The sequence below is a fragment of the Xylanibacter brevis ATCC 19188 genome (assembly GCF_000621725.1).
In the GTDB taxonomy this organism is placed as follows: domain Bacteria; phylum Bacteroidota; class Bacteroidia; order Bacteroidales; family Bacteroidaceae; genus Prevotella; species Prevotella brevis.
Genome location: NZ_JHXM01000012.1, coordinates 45,071 through 61,374 on the forward strand (window position 1 = coordinate 45,071; position 16,304 = coordinate 61,374).

The 16,304-nt window shown below is 47.8% G+C and carries 12 protein-coding genes; 2 read left to right on the plus strand and 10 right to left on the minus strand.

Annotated elements, in window-relative coordinates; genetic code table 11:
* From T433_RS15920 to T433_RS0108025, 6 genes are all read right to left on the minus strand, one after another.
* A complete protein-coding gene (locus T433_RS15920; protein WP_052357039.1) occupies positions 1-1,614 on the minus strand; it encodes an OspG family effector kinase in 1,614 nt (537 codons plus the stop codon).
* A complete protein-coding gene (locus tag T433_RS14965) occupies positions 1,615-2,694 on the minus strand; it encodes a protein kinase domain-containing protein (RefSeq protein WP_052357040.1) in 1,080 nt (359 codons plus the stop codon). It abuts the gene before it with no gap.
* A 5-nt stretch (positions 2,695-2,699) separates the two neighbouring features.
* Positions 2,700-3,809 carry a hypothetical protein gene (locus T433_RS0108010; protein WP_027455446.1) on the minus strand — a complete coding sequence of 370 codons (1,110 nt, stop codon included), beginning with the start codon at positions 3,807-3,809 and terminating at the stop codon, positions 2,700-2,702.
* Positions 3,810-3,821: 12 nt separating this feature from the next.
* The gene (locus tag T433_RS0108015; protein ID WP_027455447.1) at positions 3,822-4,670 is read right to left on the minus strand and encodes a vWA domain-containing protein; all 849 of its coding nucleotides are present in this window, start codon (positions 4,668-4,670) and stop codon (positions 3,822-3,824) included.
* Positions 4,671-5,357: 687 nt separating this feature from the next.
* Positions 5,358-5,480 (minus strand): hypothetical protein, encoded by a 123-nt coding sequence (locus tag T433_RS16910; protein WP_282706094.1) that lies wholly within the window; start codon positions 5,478-5,480, stop codon positions 5,358-5,360.
* 555 nt (positions 5,481-6,035) lie between these two features.
* Positions 6,036-6,902, minus strand: a complete 867-nt coding sequence (locus T433_RS0108025) for a DNA/RNA non-specific endonuclease (RefSeq protein ID WP_052357041.1) — start codon at positions 6,900-6,902, stop codon at positions 6,036-6,038.
* 95 nt (positions 6,903-6,997) lie between these two features.
* Here T433_RS0108025 and cbiD point away from each other — a divergent pair, with 95 nt between their 5' ends.
* Positions 6,998-8,776, plus strand: coding sequence for a cobalt-precorrin-5B (C(1))-methyltransferase CbiD (gene cbiD, locus T433_RS0108030; protein WP_027455449.1), 1,779 nt, complete (start codon positions 6,998-7,000; stop codon positions 8,774-8,776).
* Positions 8,777-8,844: 68 nt separating this feature from the next.
* On the opposite strand, the gene T433_RS0108035 is transcribed toward cbiD, so the two are convergent.
* The 4 genes from T433_RS0108035 to T433_RS0108050 form a co-directional block, all read right to left on the minus strand.
* Positions 8,845-9,621 carry an ABC transporter ATP-binding protein gene (locus T433_RS0108035; protein WP_027455450.1) on the minus strand — a complete coding sequence of 259 codons (777 nt, stop codon included), beginning with the start codon at positions 9,619-9,621 and terminating at the stop codon, positions 8,845-8,847.
* Positions 9,614-10,645, minus strand: a complete 1,032-nt coding sequence (locus T433_RS0108040; RefSeq protein ID WP_027455451.1) for an iron ABC transporter permease — start codon at positions 10,643-10,645, stop codon at positions 9,614-9,616. The genes T433_RS0108035 and T433_RS0108040 overlap by 8 nt, the downstream gene beginning before the upstream one ends.
* The gene (locus T433_RS0108045; RefSeq protein WP_027455452.1) at positions 10,642-11,790 is read right to left on the minus strand and encodes an ABC transporter substrate-binding protein; all 1,149 of its coding nucleotides are present in this window, start codon (positions 11,788-11,790) and stop codon (positions 10,642-10,644) included. The genes T433_RS0108040 and T433_RS0108045 overlap by 4 nt, the downstream gene beginning before the upstream one ends.
* Positions 11,791-11,921: 131 nt before the next feature.
* Complete coding sequence (locus T433_RS0108050) at positions 11,922-14,978, minus strand: hypothetical protein (RefSeq protein ID WP_155808434.1); 3,057 nt, start codon at positions 14,976-14,978, stop codon at positions 11,922-11,924.
* A gap of 218 nt (positions 14,979-15,196) precedes the next feature.
* Here T433_RS0108050 and T433_RS0108055 point away from each other — a divergent pair, with 218 nt between their 5' ends.
* On the plus strand, positions 15,197-16,303 hold the full coding sequence (locus T433_RS0108055) for an acyltransferase (protein ID WP_027455454.1): 1,107 nt from the start codon (positions 15,197-15,199) through the stop codon (positions 16,301-16,303).
* Position 16,304: the final 1 nt, after the last annotated feature.

The following is a 16,304-nucleotide window of genomic DNA, read 5'->3' on the forward strand; positions in this document are numbered from 1 at the left end:
TTATTTCATTATGATATGTTTAATAACCCTCTTTATCGAACTCATTAGACTAAACTTCCGTAATGGTGGAGATAACTCAACACTCAAACCTAACTCTGTTAAATATTTAACTCGTGGAACCTCTACATGTATCCAATCAATATCAATTATCGGAAACTTCACGTCTACATTATATCTAGGCTGTTGTATCGAAATAGATAGATTATTTTCTATCTTGGGAGTAGGTACAAATAATGCTTTAACTTGTGGAACTGGCAACATTTGAATATCTATATGCCTTTCTTTCGTACCAAATTCATCCTCAGCCGATAACACATAAGAAGTTGCCTTGGGGGGCTCAACAATTTTCGTTCCCTCTTCCCCTATTGGTTCTCCATCCAACTTTACATTCCATCCTTTATCTACTTTCCAAGATAAAACAACCGGAATTGAAGGATAGATATAGTATTTATCTGCTTTAAATTCAATTGCACATTCATCAAAGACTCGTACAACAATCTCCTTCTTAAATGCCTTACCATCGCTTTTATTCACTTCAATTTCAAAACGCGCATCTTCTGATAGTGTCATTGACATATGACCTTTGGTATCAACATTCCATTTTTGCCCAGTTGCTTTTTCTGATAATGTAGCATTAGCCTCAAATGGAATCAGCCAATTGACAACAATTGTTTGCTTGTCACGAATGGCCTTTGTAACAGATGATGAGAATTGAATCGATTTCTCTACAAGAAATATGTCAAAAGGAAGTAATTCGTCTATACTATTACACTTGAGGTATTCTTCCAGAACGTCTAGCAGATTTTGAAATTGTTTCCCTAAAGATTGAATATCTTTATAAATCTGTGATTTCGTTATATCATCAAAATCTTCCTTAGAGAAAAGCAACCTTTCTGCATCTTCCACTTTGTACTTATCTACTAAAGACGGAGCTTCTGCTATTGACAGAATGCTTAAATAGATAATCAGCTCAGAAAAGTAATCCAATTTTTCAGACACCGTCTTATTACTTTTTCGTGCAGGATGTTGATAATCAGGAAGTCCTGTTACAGTATCTTCTTCTCCCTTCAACTGTGGGCAGTAGAACGAATCGTAGTCAACAAGGAATAATTGATGGTTTTTATCTACAAGTATATTTCCATGCTGCAAATCTCCATGAGCCAATGATTGCTCATGCAAAGCACATGTCATTTTTAGGAATTTTTCTGCCAATGATAATAATAATTCTTTAGAATTCTTATTTTGACATATATAATCCTTAATCGTGACACCTTCTATCCAACGCATCCTTGTTATAGGATAAATGGTTCCTTCAACGTTGATACCCTTTTCTATATAATCAAATTCGCAAAGGAAATCTAATTGCGCTTTTTGAATTGCTTCAGAAATAAGTTCATACCTACTCTGAGTATTATTGATGTCAGAGTGCCAACAACGGAAAGCCCACTTCGTTCCATCCGAGACTTCATAAGGGAACACAACAGAAAAGCCTCCAGCATATGCGATAAGCCTTCCTCTAGCATCTCTTTTAAAAGTACCATTCTTTGCATGTTCATCAAGAATAAGTGCATTCTTATTCTCTACAGATGTTCTTATGCTTGGTATTGTAGGCATTTATTCAGACTTTTTGAATTTATCAGTAATGGATGACAATAGTTTTGCTTTTTCTTCTGTCCAATCAGGCTTTTTATACCCGCTTCCTGCAGCCCATTTGCCTGAAATTTCTTGTGAATCCACAATTGAGCCTTTATGCTGTGATGGATTATAACCATTTCCAGCTTTCCATTTTGCAGAAATACTATCACACTTAGAAACGATAGCATCTTCTAATGGCGATAAGTCATTGATTGAAGGCATTGCCATGAATTCACAAAGCTTATCTACAAGTGGGGACAATTCCGTATCTGTCCTTAAAACTTGAAAAATAGTAGAAGAACCACGAGACTCGATATCTTCACCAGAGAACAGAAGTGTCTCAGTATCTTCCACATTCAAATCATTCCACAACGAAGGTATTTTTGCCAATGCTTTTAGGCTGATGTATATAATAAGTTCAGAAAAGTAGTCTGCCTTCTCTGATACGTCTTTATTTTTCCATCTGCCTTCATGTTGATAGCCAACTAGTCCCTTGATTTCATCTGGCATTCCCTGTAAAGCTGGAACATACATAGAATCATAGTCAACCAAAACTAAAGAATGGTCATCTTTCACCATGATATTACCATGCTGTAAATCGCCATGTGAGAAATGATTGGCATGCAAATCTGCCACCATCTTCTTGAAGTTTTCTGCTATTTCATTGATGACGTTTGATTCTTTAATATGTTCTGACAGAAACTTCTTTAAAGACTTCGCTTCTACCCAATCCATGACAACTACTGGCTGCATACCTAAAGGTGTCATAATGCCATCCTCATAAAAATCAAAACCTACAAAATAGGGAAGATTCGATTTTTTAAGAGCTTCTGCAATTAACTGAGTCCTACGTTTGGCATCTGAAACTTCTGCATGCCAGCAGCGTACAGCATATTTCTTTGTTGGTGTCTGATAAGGAAAAACCACACAGAAACCACCAGAGTATTTTATCATACGAACACCTTTTTCTATAGGATGCCCATCTTTTAGTACTGATGGTTGTATCAATGCTGGCGTTTTGATACAGGTGCTATATTCAGGAATACTTGGTAATGGCATAGTTACTATTTGATGGAGATGGAATATTTTTTAAATATGACACTTATAGCATCTATTATTGCTTTTTGAGTCCATTTGAATTTTAATTCACCAATGTTTGGATGTTTTTTCTGTAATGCTTTTTTATATTCAGTTAAAAAATCAGCTCTGAAAACATCTTCATTAAAAGGCGATTCTTTCTGCTCAGCAGCGATTGTTTTTTGTTTTTCATCTTTTCCAACTACATCTATAGTCTCGCCTTCTGTTAACTCATTAGGGGCTGATGTAGATACCAGCTCTACAACATCCTCTTTCTTATTCTCTTCAATCAGTTTCTTCTCTTCATCAATTAATTTGTTTATATCGTCATATTTATTTATCTCTATCAAAAACTCATCAGAATCATCTGGTTCTATTATTACAAGCGTTGTGTCATCGTTATGCATCCCTGCTTTTCTCCATTCATCAACTAAAGTTTCGAACTCTTCATGAGAGGAGAGTTCCAATAGCTTTTGCATGTACACAGCAACATCGCCTTGTTTGTTGTGCTCAAACAAGAAATCTGAAAAAGGGTCAGATACAAGAAAAAGAACATTGCTACCGGATAAAATTCCTTGGATTTCCTTTGGAGCCCCTTTCCCATCATTCAAAGGATTACTATCAAAATAATCAGGATGGCTATCAAATGCTTCCACTTCCTGTGAAGTAAATATTGCAGCATCTTTACCATCCCACTCTATAAGACATGAATCACCCAGAACAGAACCGCTCCATTCATTTCCATTAAAACGAATGCCAACAAATGTTGCTCCTGCAGATTTTCCTTCTGCCAGATTACGCTCGTTTCTGTAAATAATATTTTCAGGTGCTCCGGTTTCTTTTAATTGCTGAATTAGGTTAACCACATCTTCTCGCCATTGTGAACAAAGCGGTTTTATAGAATCACTATTTGGTGTCCAATCTTTACTTTCTGTATAGGTCTCTACGAGAAGATTAGCCCATATTTTTTGTTGCCAACTTTGGCTCATTCCATCGGAGACCGCAATAGATTTCGTGTCTTCATTGACACGAAATCTATCTTGGCAATCAGAAAATAGTTCTGCCTTCTTATGGGTAATAAAAGCTTTAATTCTCATTCGTTATTTCATTTACAGTCCTTTATCTCCCTGTCCTTTTGAAGAACCGAAATCAATTAACTGAATTAGTTCCACGCCATCCGCTCCAAAGATGCATCCACGACATCCATCTTTTGTCGGCAGCTCATTTTTTGCAGCAGCAGCCTTATAAGATTCGGGTACCTCGCTCGTAATATCAAATAAGAATTGTGCAGCTTCTTGAGTAATCTCATTCCTGTCTGAAGGGAATTTAATCGTTCCACTTGATCTATCCATTTGAGCATTGAAAATCAAGACATTTCCATCGCTATTAGAAAGGTTCATGATTTCATTTGCCAAAGCAACAGTTTCTTTCATACAATCTCTTGGATCCTTCATATCGTAATATGGGACACCATCCGAGATATTAATGATTACAGGTGCTGGTCCATCTGTATTATCGGCCATCCACTTCTCTACAAGCTCCTTTGCTAACTGGAATGCGCCTAACATGTTTGTTGCACCGTCTTTGTCAATTGGATCAACCCAAACTGGCTGTTTTACCTCAACCTCTACAAGTCCGCCAACTCCATCTGGCTGCTTTTTCTTTAGTGTTTCATATCTCAAAGGAGATGCGTCCAGGTCCTTCAACCAACCAGAACATAATTCTTTGACATTGTGATTATAACCAATCACTGAAATAAAACAACGGTTTTTGGGTGCTTCACCATCAAAGTTCTTTTGAATAATATTATCGATTACCTTATTAACAGCTAGAGTCGCATACTTAGTACGAGTTGTACCTGTACCTTCATAATCTTCCATCATTGACCCTGACTGATCTAATAAAATAACTAGTAGACCTGGGGTAGCAGAACTCCATTGTTTCTCATTTTTTGTCATATTGCTTTAGTTCCTTTTCCGCCGGCTACCTTAGCAGAAGATTATACGTTTTAGGTTATCACTTACATACACACAAAAAACGTGGAGCCAGTTCCGTGCCCGGTCCACGCTTTGAAGGTCTTCGCATTACCCTGTCCGTCTAACCGAGCAACGCTGAAAGCCCCACGCCGATGTATATATCACACCCACGCCATCTCTGGCGGGCATAATGTATTACACCACTAAGGGGCGTTCCCGTTGCTTTGTTTTTGACAGACAGTTTGGAAGTTGCGAAGTTCTCAAAGCGTCAAAACCAAAGCGTTCAGAAAACGCCTTTAATATGTATGTGTCCCACCTCCTGTGAATACCCAAGGGCTTTCAGCATTTGGAAAGAACTTTGCAAAAATATAAAGAATAATTGACTACCGCAAATATTTGACAAGAAAAAAAGGAAAAAAAATATTTTCGCAAGGCTTTGTTATTTGTTGAAACCTATAGTAAACGTGGACAAATCAATGATTGGGGTGTATATCTGGTTGTGAACCGTTCAGATGATTACATATCTCTTCCGCCAGTTCATTCAGAGCTACGCAATCGGAGCGGCTGATATGGCGCTTTGTACTTTCATAAGGCCAGGGGCTAAGGATGAGTAACAAGCGTCGAAAAGGGCGGCTGTGGGCTTATTGTAATCACGAAAGCTATTGTCTGTCAAAAGGATTGTAGCTGTTCCTTGGGCACCAGCGTCCATAGCTCACGCACCAAGGTCATGTGTCCCATGTTGATGTCTATGCCGGCTTCGTGCAGCATCTGACCGATTAACGCCTTGTCCATCACCGTCTTCCAGCAAAGTTACGACAAAACCTTGGCCTAAGCAAAAAGGCACATAAAAATTGACCTGTAATCCGACAATAGCACTTGTTTTGAGATGCAAAAGCTTGGGAATGGAGGGGTAATAGTTTAGGTATTGAGTTGCAAAAGTAAAGGTTTTAGAGCTAATCTAGACTTTAGAAAGGCCGATTCTAAAGTCTAGAAATGGCTGTTCTAGAGTTTAAAACAGGCCGTTCTAAAGTCTAGAAATGGCAGTTCTAAAGTCTAGAACGGTAACAATCACTTTGGATCTAGGGGCTAGAATGACTACTTTTAGGGGCTAGAATGGCCACATCCAGCGGCTAGAACTGGCGCATCTAGCCCCTAGAAACGAGTCGTCTAGGGGCTAGATTAAGAACAAAAGTGGCAGTTTTGCACAACAATAGTGGCAGTTTTGCACATCAATAGTGCCACTATGGGAAATGAAAAGTGCCACTATTCCAAACGGAAAGTGGCACTTTTAGGAGTACATGGCGAAACAATCGCTCTGCTGGCACGGCCCTTCGGGGCACCGACGACTCACCACGCTGCCATATCGGCAGTGGCTTCTACCTGAAGTTCGACATCATCGGGCAAGGCAGGGAAGAAGTCGATGCCGGTGATGCGCTCTACTTGATCAACGCTATTGAAGTAGAGGTCGCGCTTGCGGGTGCCCTCGGTGTTCTTCACCACAATGCCGAAGGCCTGTGGCGTGGGCGACAGGCGGAACACCACCTTGAAGAAGGCGTCGGGCACGGCAACGGCGTTGGGGCCGATGGTGCGACGCGGGCCGCGACTCCACACGGGACCACAGACGATATACACCTCGCCATACTGGCGGGCCCAGCGGCGACAGTCGGTCTCGACACTGTTCCACACGCCACTGTTGAGCTTGGCATTCTGCGGACACACGTTGACCAGCGAGAACGAGTCGTACATGGCCTGGCGGCTCCACTTGTTGTCGCCTGCGGGACACATATGACCGCGCGACCACCCACTGCCACGGTAGTCCTGTAGCGTGGCACGAGGCAGCGGACAGTCCTCGTCCTCGTGGAAGTTGCTGATGCGCTTCATCAGTCCATCGGTATGATCAGCTGTGAGCTGCCATGCTACCCAGTTGGGGCAGCGGGTCTCGGCATTATACGACACCACATAGGATGTACGCTCTAGCACCTGTTCGGGCACCGAAGTCAGTGAAGCTGGTTTGCAGAGCACCAGGACGGAGTCGGGCATCGCCGTCCACGTGCCATTGTCCTGATGCGCCGTGACAATGGTCTCTGCCTTTACAGGTTCTACCTCCTCTTGCTGCGTCAGCGCACGGACGGCCACTAAAAGCAGCAGTAGCACAAGTCCTATCCATCCCAGACCGCCAAACCTGCTTCCACTCTTACGTTTTCTGTTATTCATCGTGATTTTTTTGTTTTCAACTATCAATGTTGCAAAGGTAGCAAAAAAAGGTGGAAAGATAAGGGTTATCACATTTTTATTATTACTTTTGCATCATGATACTTGTATTTGGCGGAACAACAGAGGGACGCAAGGCGGCAGAGGTGCTGGAGGAGAGCGGAAGCACGTTCTACTACAGCACAAAGACGGGCGAGCAGGAGCTGACGCTCAAACACGGCGTGCGAACAGACGGCGCCATGGACGGCGAGGCGATGCGGGCGTTCTGCGGTGAGCACGGCATCAGACTCATCGTGGATGCGGCACACCCTTTTGCAGCCCAACTGCACAAGACCATCGGTGAGGTGGCCCGAGCACTGGATATCCCCGTGGTGCGCTACGAGCGCATCTACCCGCCACGCGATGCAGACATCGAGTGGATAGACAGCTACGACGAGGTGCCTACAGACATCCGCTCGCTGCTGGCCACCACGGGGGTGCAGAGTATCGGCAAGCTGAAACAGCTGGAGGCGAAGGGCATCAAGGTGTATTACCGAATACTGAGACGTGCCTCGTCAATAGCGCTGGCCAGGGCGCAAGGCGCCACCGACGATCAGCTGTGCTACTATGAAGATGGTGATACCATCGACGTGAAAGCCGACGCCATCCTCTTGAAAGAGAGTGGCGAGAGCGGCGGTTTCAGCGAGAAGGTGGCAGCAGCACGCCGACTGGACATGAGAATCATTGCCATCAGGCGACCAGGACTCCCCGTAGGAAGCTATGCCACATGGTGCAACGGCCCTTACGGACTGCGCCGTGCCGTGGAGAAGTTGTTGCCCGAGTTCTTTGCGCTCCACAGCGGACTGACCACCGGCACCTGCGCTACGGCGGCAGTAGTGGCTGCCATCAGGAAGATGGACGGCGAGCAGCCCAAGGAGGTGCCAGTGATACTGCCCGACGGCGAGACCATCATGGTGGCGGTGGGCTATGGCGAGGACTATGCCTACTGCATCAAGGATGCCGGCGACGACCCCGACGTGACGGATGGGATAAGGATAGAAGCCCACCCCCAGCCCCTTCCGAGTGGAAAGGAAGCTTCTTTTACTGCGGGAGATTGGGAAATCTTTGCGGGTGAAGGCATTGGGCACTTCACACTGCCTGGTTTCGACTATCCTCCTGGCGAGCCAGCTATCAACAAGGGGCCGCGCGAAATGATTAAAAAGAATCTGGAAGGTCTAACCACTCCCCTCCATTCAGGGAGGGGCCGGGGGTGGGTCTGCAAGCTTTCTGTCCCTGGTGGTGCCGACATTGCCAAGCGAACCTTCAACCCGCGACTGGGAATTGAAGGGGGCATCTCGATTATTGGGGTGAGCGGCATCGTGAAACCATTCTCGGAAGAGGCGTTCATCAACAGCATCAGGAAGTGTATGCAGGTGGCGAAAGCCAGCGGTTCGGAACGGGTGGTGGTGAACAGCGGCGGCAAGAGCGAGCGCTTTGTGAAAGGACTCTATCCCACCCTGCCCTCGCAAGCCTTCGTGGAGTATGGCAACTACGTGGGCGAAACGCTGAAGGCGGCCCACGAGCTAGGGTTCAAGAAAGTGACCCTGGGCGTGATGCTGGGCAAAGCTGTGAAGTTGGCAGCAGGCCATCTGGACACCCACAGCAGGAAGACGGTGATGGACAAAGCGTTCATAGGCCGCATGCTGCACGAGGCAGGCATAGACATTGACCTGGAACAGATGACGCTGGCCCGCGAGCTATGGACACTGGTGCCACAGGCACAGCTACAAAAAATGGCCGACACGATTATCGACCACTGTATGAAACACTGTCAACCCCTGTTGTCCGATGGCGAACTGACCATCCTTCTGATAGGCGAAGAGGGGGAGATCTACTAACCACCCCCTCTAAATCTCCCCGAGGGGAGACTTTCTTAACTCCCTCCCTCGGGAGGGCTGGGGAGGGGTTATATCTGTACCCGCAAGGTATTGGCATCGAAAGCGATGCCTTCACGCTCGACGAAGCGCGACAGCACGCCACTATCAGCCAGTTGGCGAGCCGTGCCGATGTGGAGCGACTGCGGTTCCATGAGCCACAACACGTCGGCCACCTGCAGGGCTAGCTCGAAGTCGTGGGTGGAGAGGAACACGGTCTTCTGCATTTGGTGGGCCAGTCGGCGCAGCAGTTGCATCATCTCCACCTTGCTGGGAAAATCGAGAAAGGCCGTGGGCTCGTCGAGATAGATGATGGGCGTCTGTTGGGCCAGCGCCTTGGCAATCATCACCTTCTGGCGTTCACCGTCGCTCAGCGTATCAACCATGCGATGAGCCAGACTCTGAATGCCCACCTGACTAAGACTCTCGTTGACGATGGTGCGATCCTCATGATTGAGCCGCCCCCAGAAGCCGGTATAGGGAGCACGCCCCAAACCGACGAGTTCGCTGACCGACATATTGCGGATGTGGGGCTTCTCGGTGAGGACCACCCCCACCCTGCGACTGAGTTGGCTGTCGCTATAGTGGCCAAGCGGTTTTCCGTCGAGCAGAATCTCGCCTTGGAGTGGCGGTTGGAAGGCTGCCAATGTACGCAGCAACGTGGACTTGCCGATGCCGTTGGCACCCAGCAAGCAGGTGAGCTGGCCCTCGGCGATGGTGGCATCGATGCCTTGAGCCACCAACTTCTGCTGATGCTTCTGTTTGTAACCGATGGACAGTTGACGGAGCTGGACAGATATGTTACTCATAATTCTCCTTTCTTTTGCGGAACAACACACCAGCCACGATGGGTGCACCGATGAGGGCCGTGACAGAATTGACAGGCAGCACGCCTTCGAAACCCGGCATGCGCGCCACAAGGTTGCAGAACAGAGCCAAAGCACCGCCCGTGAGCAGCGAGGCCGGCATCAGAATGCGATGGTCGCTAGTGCGGAAGATGGCACGTGCCAGATGAGGCACGGCCAGACCAATGAACATGATGGGACCGCAATAGGCGGTGACGATGGCCACCAGCGTGCCCGAGCTGAGGATCAGGAGCACACGCGTGCGCCGCACGTTCAGTCCGAGGTTGCGAGCATAGCCATTGCCCAGCATATAGAGGTTCATGGCTTTCACTGTGAGCATGCTCAGAGGCAGCAACACCGACATGAGGCACACGAAGAGCAACATCTGTCCACCCGACACACGACCGAACGAGCCCAGTCCCCACACCACGTAGGCACGGATGTCCTCTTCGGCAGAGAAGAACTTCAGCACACCGATGATGGCGGTGGCCAGATAGCCTATCATGACACCGATGATGAGCAGCGTGACATGGCCTTTCACCTTGGAAGCCACCCACACGATGAAGCCCATGACCAGCAGTGAGCCAACGATGGCAGCCAGCGAGATGGCGGCATCGCCCAGATAGCCCAGTCGGCTCAGGGCCACACCTCCCAGTGAACCCGAGAGCAGCACCACGCAGGCCACGCCCAGCGAGGCACCATTAGAGATGCCCAGCACCGAAGGACCGGCCAGCGGATTGCGGAACACGGTCTGCATCTGCAAGCCACTCACCGCCAGACCAGCGCCAGCCACCAAGGCCGTCAGGGCCTGTGGCAAACGTGAAGAGAGGATGATATTGCGCCATATCTCCGACTCACCCTCGCTGCCCAGCAGGATGCGCCACACCGTGGCAAAAGGAATGCGCACCGTTCCGAGCAGAAGGTTCAGAACGAGCAGCGCCACGATGGCGAGCATCAGCACGAGAATGAGCAAGAGCGTCTTTTTCATTTCAGCAGTTGGTAGAACGTAGATTGATAGTCAGCAGGGACCATCGCTGGATGGAAGATATGCACCAGGTCGGTCAAGACAAGATCGGGACGGACGGGTGCCAACTCGTAATAGGGCGTCTGCTTCATGTTGCAATAGATGACACGCTTCTCGCGGAAAGCCTTGAACAGCTCGTTGCGGGGCTCGGCCTTCTTCAGTGCCTGATAAGAGAAGTCGCCTTCATAACTGTTGAGTATGCGCCAGTAGTCGGCATTGGCCGCAGTGGCATACATCTGTTCGAACTCGATGTTGACACCACCGGTGTTGTCGTCGTGGATGACATAGTCGGCACCTGCATCGCGGAAGAGTTGCGCCAGTGAGTTCTTGCCACCCACGGCATACCAGTTGCCGCCATGCATCTCGCCACTGAACACGGTGGGAATGGTGTCGGACGACAGGCTATTGGGATCTACTTTCATACTATTATAAGCCTCGGCAATGTGGTTGAACAGCGAGTCGGCCTGTTGCTCCTTGCCGATGAACATGGCCACGAACTTGATCCACTCGGCCTGACCCAGCGGGTGCATCTCCTTATAGCCCAGATGCGGAATGAGGGTGATGCCCGTCTCCTTGATGGCATCGTAACCACCACGCTTGAAAGGCGAGATGAAAATCACCTCGGGATGAGCAGTCAGGATGAGCTCAGTGTCGAAGTTGCCCTCCATGCCGATCTTAACAATCTGGCCCTCCTTCACACGCCGACGCACGTCTTTGTCGAAGAGGTTCTTGGTGCCGGTGATGCCCTTGACGGCATCGAGTCCATCGAGGATTAAGAAGTTGGATAGTTGCAACATGGTCATCACGATCGTGCGCTCTACAGGCACATCGACCCTGACATAGCCCTGAGGTATCTCAACATCCTGAGCGCCCTTTTGCACCAGAGCGAAATGATAGTCAACAGGCATGCGGTCCTCGTCCTCCTGCGGGTCGGCCACGTCCACCAGCCGGACACCATTGTCGAGCGTCTTCACCGAGAAGCCCTTGGCATAGACGGGGTTCGACAGCGAGTCGCTGGCAGCAGTTTCGTTGGAAGGACGGTGGGCTCCGCTACAAGCGGACAACAAGACGAGCAGACAGGCAAGGCTGCTCAGGAAGATGTGTTTCATGTCACGTTTCATGTTATAGTTCTTGATTCTGCTGACAAAGGTACAATATTTTTCTGAAAAGAGCACTAAAAAAGGTCTGCGTTTTTTCAACGCAGACCTTGATGAATGGTTTCCCGTAAAAGGGAATTGGATTACTTCTTGATGAACTTCTTACCGTTGCTGATGTAGAGACCAGCCTTCTCGGCCTTCTTCAGCTCAACACCCTGCAGGTTGAAGATCTTGTTCTGCTGTGCAGAAGGAATCACTTTCTCGCTGATGCCTTCAGTGTCGGGCTTAGTGGTGCCCAAGTACTTCATACGGAAGTTGTCGGCAACAACCCAGTCTTCTGTATTGGCAGCATCATCTTTATAGATACCAAGGTTGAGTTTGCCATCTGCTTTAACTTCCGCAATGATAGATGTCTTATAAAGACCATTCTGGAAGTACTGAGCTGCCTGGTCGCAGTTGTTAGGCAGTTCGCCAATATCAGACTTAGAACCCAAGCCAGGAGCCTTATCAGCACACTCCACAATGTTAGGCAGGAGAGTCTCAGCATCATTTCCATAGAAGGTAGCCAACTGGAGAGCCTCGCCATTATCAGAAATAACACTTACCTGATTATTGAAGTTACCATCGCGGTAGTAGCCCTGAACAGATACCTCATAGAAACCAGGTGTCAAGCCTTTAATCTCCTGGTCAAGAGCCATGCTTAACTTGTTCCATGCCTCAACGGTGAAGTCATTGTGATTATCACCACGACCCCAAACGCTAGCGTCAAATAAAGACCATACGGATTCAAGTTCTGCGCGCTGGTTGAAACCAGGGTTAACAATCAAGAACGAAACATCAACAGGATTATCGATAGAAGCCTGCTCCATCAGTGCTAGGCGCTCTTCCTCAGTTACCAGGATCCACTGTGCATCGAGATCCTCGGGATCTACTACGGTCTGACCATCAGGCAGGTGGTTCTCTGTACCAACGGTATTCCAGTCGCCCTGGCCTTCGTTGACACTTGCATCGGGATTGTACTTCACATATACATCTTTATAGTCATACTGATAGATGTTGTACTTACCATCGCCAACCTCAACAAAGCGCCAGTCATCAACCTTAGAGCAGTCCATATAACCACGATAGTTCATATATTCCTTCGTACCATTATCATCTGAACCATTAGGAAGGTGGGTATTGATGAAGTAGCCATCCTCTGCTCCGCTTGGCTCGAGAGTAACCAATGTGCCAGGCATGCCCAGAGCAGCGTGTGCACCCCAGTCAGAGCCACCAGTGAGGAAGCGCTGCTGACCTACGTTGTAGAGATAGAAATTGCCAGCTGCAGGAGCGTTACCCTTGAATACGTTGGGCTGACGCTCAGCCACGTTCTGCTTGCGAGCAATACGAGCACTCTTCAGTGCATTGTTCAGATCATCGTTGGTAGTACCGGTCTCGAAGAAAGACTCAGCATCGAGTGCCTCTGCGCCTTCTTCTTTAGCCAGTGCGATAGTGTTCTTCAGTGCGTTGAAGTTGTCAGCATTCAGGGCCTTCACATTGTCGAAAGCCAGTTTCAGGGCATCGTAAGCCTCTTTCTGAGCAGCCAGATCGCTGCTTTCTGCAACAGCCTTAGCGCTATTCAGAGCTTCGTCGAGCACGTTTTTCAGAGCTGTAGTGATATTACCATCGTATTTCTCGACAGCAGGAATCAGGTCGGCCAACAGTGGACCGAAGGGGTTTACTGCAGGATAAGACTCGGGATAGACATACTCCTGAACAGACCAGTTAGAGAAGTTGAACCAGTAGGCAGGGGTGTGCTCACCATCGTCAACAACACCAAACTGGAGGATGAATGTAGCAATGTCAGTGGTAGAAGTGAAGTCAACGTTATAGTTGCTGCCGTCAGTTGCTTCTGGAGAAATCTTTGTAAAGGCAATCAGGCCCTCGTCGTTATAGCGACCATTGCCGTGATTGTAGTTTTCACGATCGATAATCTTGAAAGGAAGAGTTGTTGGGCTATCGGTCTCGTTGTGGTTTCCGTCCCATGTGCCCCAGCCACCAGTGCTGTAGGTGAACGATACGTTGTAGTCTTTGTAAGGTTCTACAGTCAGTTTGTAAGACAGAGGCTCCCAACCGCCTGTACCTACATAAGGATTAAGACTGTTGACACCAGTTGACTCGTCCCATCCAATACGTGTGCCTTCGCCATAAACAGAAGACCAGTGCTCGTTAGGACAAATCCAGTTCTTCATGTTCTTGTATTCGGTAGAAGCGATAGGAGCGAGTGTGCGCTCACCATTGCCGCAGAGTTCGAACTCTGTACCATTATATTTATATACCTTATTATCGGTGGTGTTGTAAACCATCTTACCAGGATATACGGTAATACCACCCTCAATGCCACCTACCTCGAACAGTTTGTCGTTCTCAGAATAGAAGATCTTGCCAGAAACCTTATCCTTCAGAGCGCCCTTGCTGTTAGAAAGAACGGGGATGAGGTCAAAAATCAGTGTCTCACCCTCGTAGATCTTCAGGTTGTAGAGCTCGATGTAAGGGTTGTAGCAGTCGGTCTGAACACGATCGCCTACCTCGGCAGGATAATCCTTGTTCTGAGCGAATACATACAGAGGTGTCTTACAAGTATTTGTCTCGCCCTTTGGTGAGTCAGTCACAGTACCTCTCAGATTGGTCATCTGCTCATCTTCATAAATCTTCAGCGTACCTTCAGCTGCATCCAGCACGGTCCAGATTTTCTGTCCATAGACCATCTGAGACTTGTCGCCAGTCTCACCGCCAAGGTCGATGGTAGCATTGGTAGAGAAGAAGCAGAAACGGTCTTTCCATCCATCCTTCTCGTAACCACATCCATAGACAGCCTTCCAGTTGGGACCTTCAGAAGCCTTGATGACAGCCACCGCACGGGTATTGTTCTTAGGAATGTAGCCCAGATTGATGTAAGCGCCATCGGGAGCCTTCAAATATTCACCCACCTGCAAATCAGGCTGTGTAATCTTCAAAGAATTCACCTTCTCATAAACGCCATAGAGTTCATAGCTATTGCAATTGTTACGAACGTAAACTTTGCCATCCGCCTTGTTAAAGACGAAGGTCTCCGTACCGGTGTACTTTGACAAGTTGTCAACCACCTCAACGTTTGAGCTTTGAGCAAGCATAGTGCCGCCAACCAACAAGCTCATTACGAATAGTAATAATTTTCTCATAAAACTTGAGTTTTGAGTTAATAATAATTTGGTTTTATTGGTTTGAAACTGATAGCATATATTTCTGGGAGCAAAATTATAATATAATAATAAAAAGGAAGGAAAGAAACTATTCAAAAAAGGAAAATATCTGTTAATCGTCACATAATTCTTCTTTTTCTACTTGTCAGAGTATGAATTATTTAGTATATTTGCGCATCAATTAAACAATAATATAAATGAAAGAGCGAATCACGTTCCTTGACTACCTTCGCGTAGTAGCATGCTTCTTGGTGATGCTGGTACATGCCAGTGAAAATTTCTATGGAGCCGACGCTTCAGGGCTGGCTGGCAATGTATCAATGCTGGCCAACGAGAGCAATCGATTCTGGGTTGCCTTCTACGATGGAGCGCTGGGACGTGTAGCCGTACCGCTGTTCATGATTGTGTCAGCATTCTTGCTGGTACCGATGAAGCCTGGAACCACGATGGTGCAATTCTATCGTCGGCGATTTATGCGCATCCTTCCACCCATGTTTGTCTTTCTGCTGCTCTACACCTTCCTGCCATTGGCATGGGGTGGCATGACATGGGAACAATCAATGGCCGACCTGCAACTGCTGCCTTTCAACTTCCCTTCAATGGCAGGACACCTGTGGTTCATGTATCCGCTGATTAGTCTCTACCTGATCATACCGGTGGTATCGCCCTGGCTGGAACGTGCCACGGCCAAAGAGGAGCTTATCTTCATTGGCATCTTTGCTTTCACCACCATCATCCCCTGGCTACACCGCTTTGTGTCGGCCGAGTTGTGGGGTGAGTGTTTCTGGAACCAGTTCTCCATGTTCTGGTACTGTTCGGGCTACCTGGGCTATCTGGTATTGGCCCACTACATCCGCTATCACCTCACCTGGAATCAGCGCAAGCGACTGACCGTAGGCACCATCGCCTTTGTGGGTGGCGCCGCCTTCACCGCCTGGAGTTTCTGGTGGAAAGGTGAGCCAGGACTGCTCATCGAGACACCAATGCTGGAATGGTCGTGGGAGTTCTGCACGCTGAACGTGCTCATTACCACCTTTGGTCTGTTTCTGTTGTTCACCTGCATTCGTCAGGCGAAAGCACCTGCCCTCATCACCTCGCTATCGAAACTGTCTTACGGCATGTATCTGATGCATCTGTTCTTCCTGGCGCCCATTGCAGCCTGGATCATCGATGGCGATGCCTCTGAACCCAGCATCCCCGTGGCACTGGCCATCCCCGCGATTGCCGTGCTCACCTTCGTATGCTGCGCTATCACCACCAAACTACTTTCGTTATTACCCAAAAGCAAATACATTATCGGATAAC

Excerpts from the sequence above, each read along its gene's own strand:
- T433_RS15920 (WP_052357039.1), bottom strand. The coding sequence starts at position 1,614 with ATGCCTACAATACCAAGCATAAGAACATCTGTAGAGAATAAGAATGCA.
- T433_RS14965 (WP_052357040.1), bottom strand. The coding sequence starts at position 2,694 with ATGCCATTACCAAGTATTCCTGAATATAGCACCTGTATCAAAACGCCA.
- T433_RS0108010 (WP_027455446.1), bottom strand. The coding sequence starts at position 3,809 with ATGAGAATTAAAGCTTTTATTACCCATAAGAAGGCAGAACTATTTTCT.
- T433_RS0108015 (WP_027455447.1), bottom strand. The coding sequence starts at position 4,670 with ATGACAAAAAATGAGAAACAATGGAGTTCTGCTACCCCAGGTCTACTA.
- T433_RS16910 (WP_282706094.1), bottom strand. The coding sequence starts at position 5,480 with ATGGACAAGGCGTTAATCGGTCAGATGCTGCACGAAGCCGGCATAGAC.
- T433_RS0108025 (WP_052357041.1), bottom strand. The coding sequence starts at position 6,902 with ATGAATAACAGAAAACGTAAGAGTGGAAGCAGGTTTGGCGGTCTGGGA.
- cbiD (WP_027455449.1), top strand. The coding sequence starts at position 6,998 with ATGATACTTGTATTTGGCGGAACAACAGAGGGACGCAAGGCGGCAGAG.
- T433_RS0108035 (WP_027455450.1), bottom strand. The coding sequence starts at position 9,621 with ATGAGTAACATATCTGTCCAGCTCCGTCAACTGTCCATCGGTTACAAA.
- T433_RS0108040 (WP_027455451.1), bottom strand. The coding sequence starts at position 10,645 with ATGAAAAAGACGCTCTTGCTCATTCTCGTGCTGATGCTCGCCATCGTG.
- T433_RS0108045 (WP_027455452.1), bottom strand. The coding sequence starts at position 11,790 with ATGAAACACATCTTCCTGAGCAGCCTTGCCTGTCTGCTCGTCTTGTTG.
- T433_RS0108050 (WP_155808434.1), bottom strand. The coding sequence starts at position 14,978 with ATGAGAAAATTATTACTATTCGTAATGAGCTTGTTGGTTGGCGGCACT.
- T433_RS0108055 (WP_027455454.1), top strand. The coding sequence starts at position 15,197 with ATGAAAGAGCGAATCACGTTCCTTGACTACCTTCGCGTAGTAGCATGC.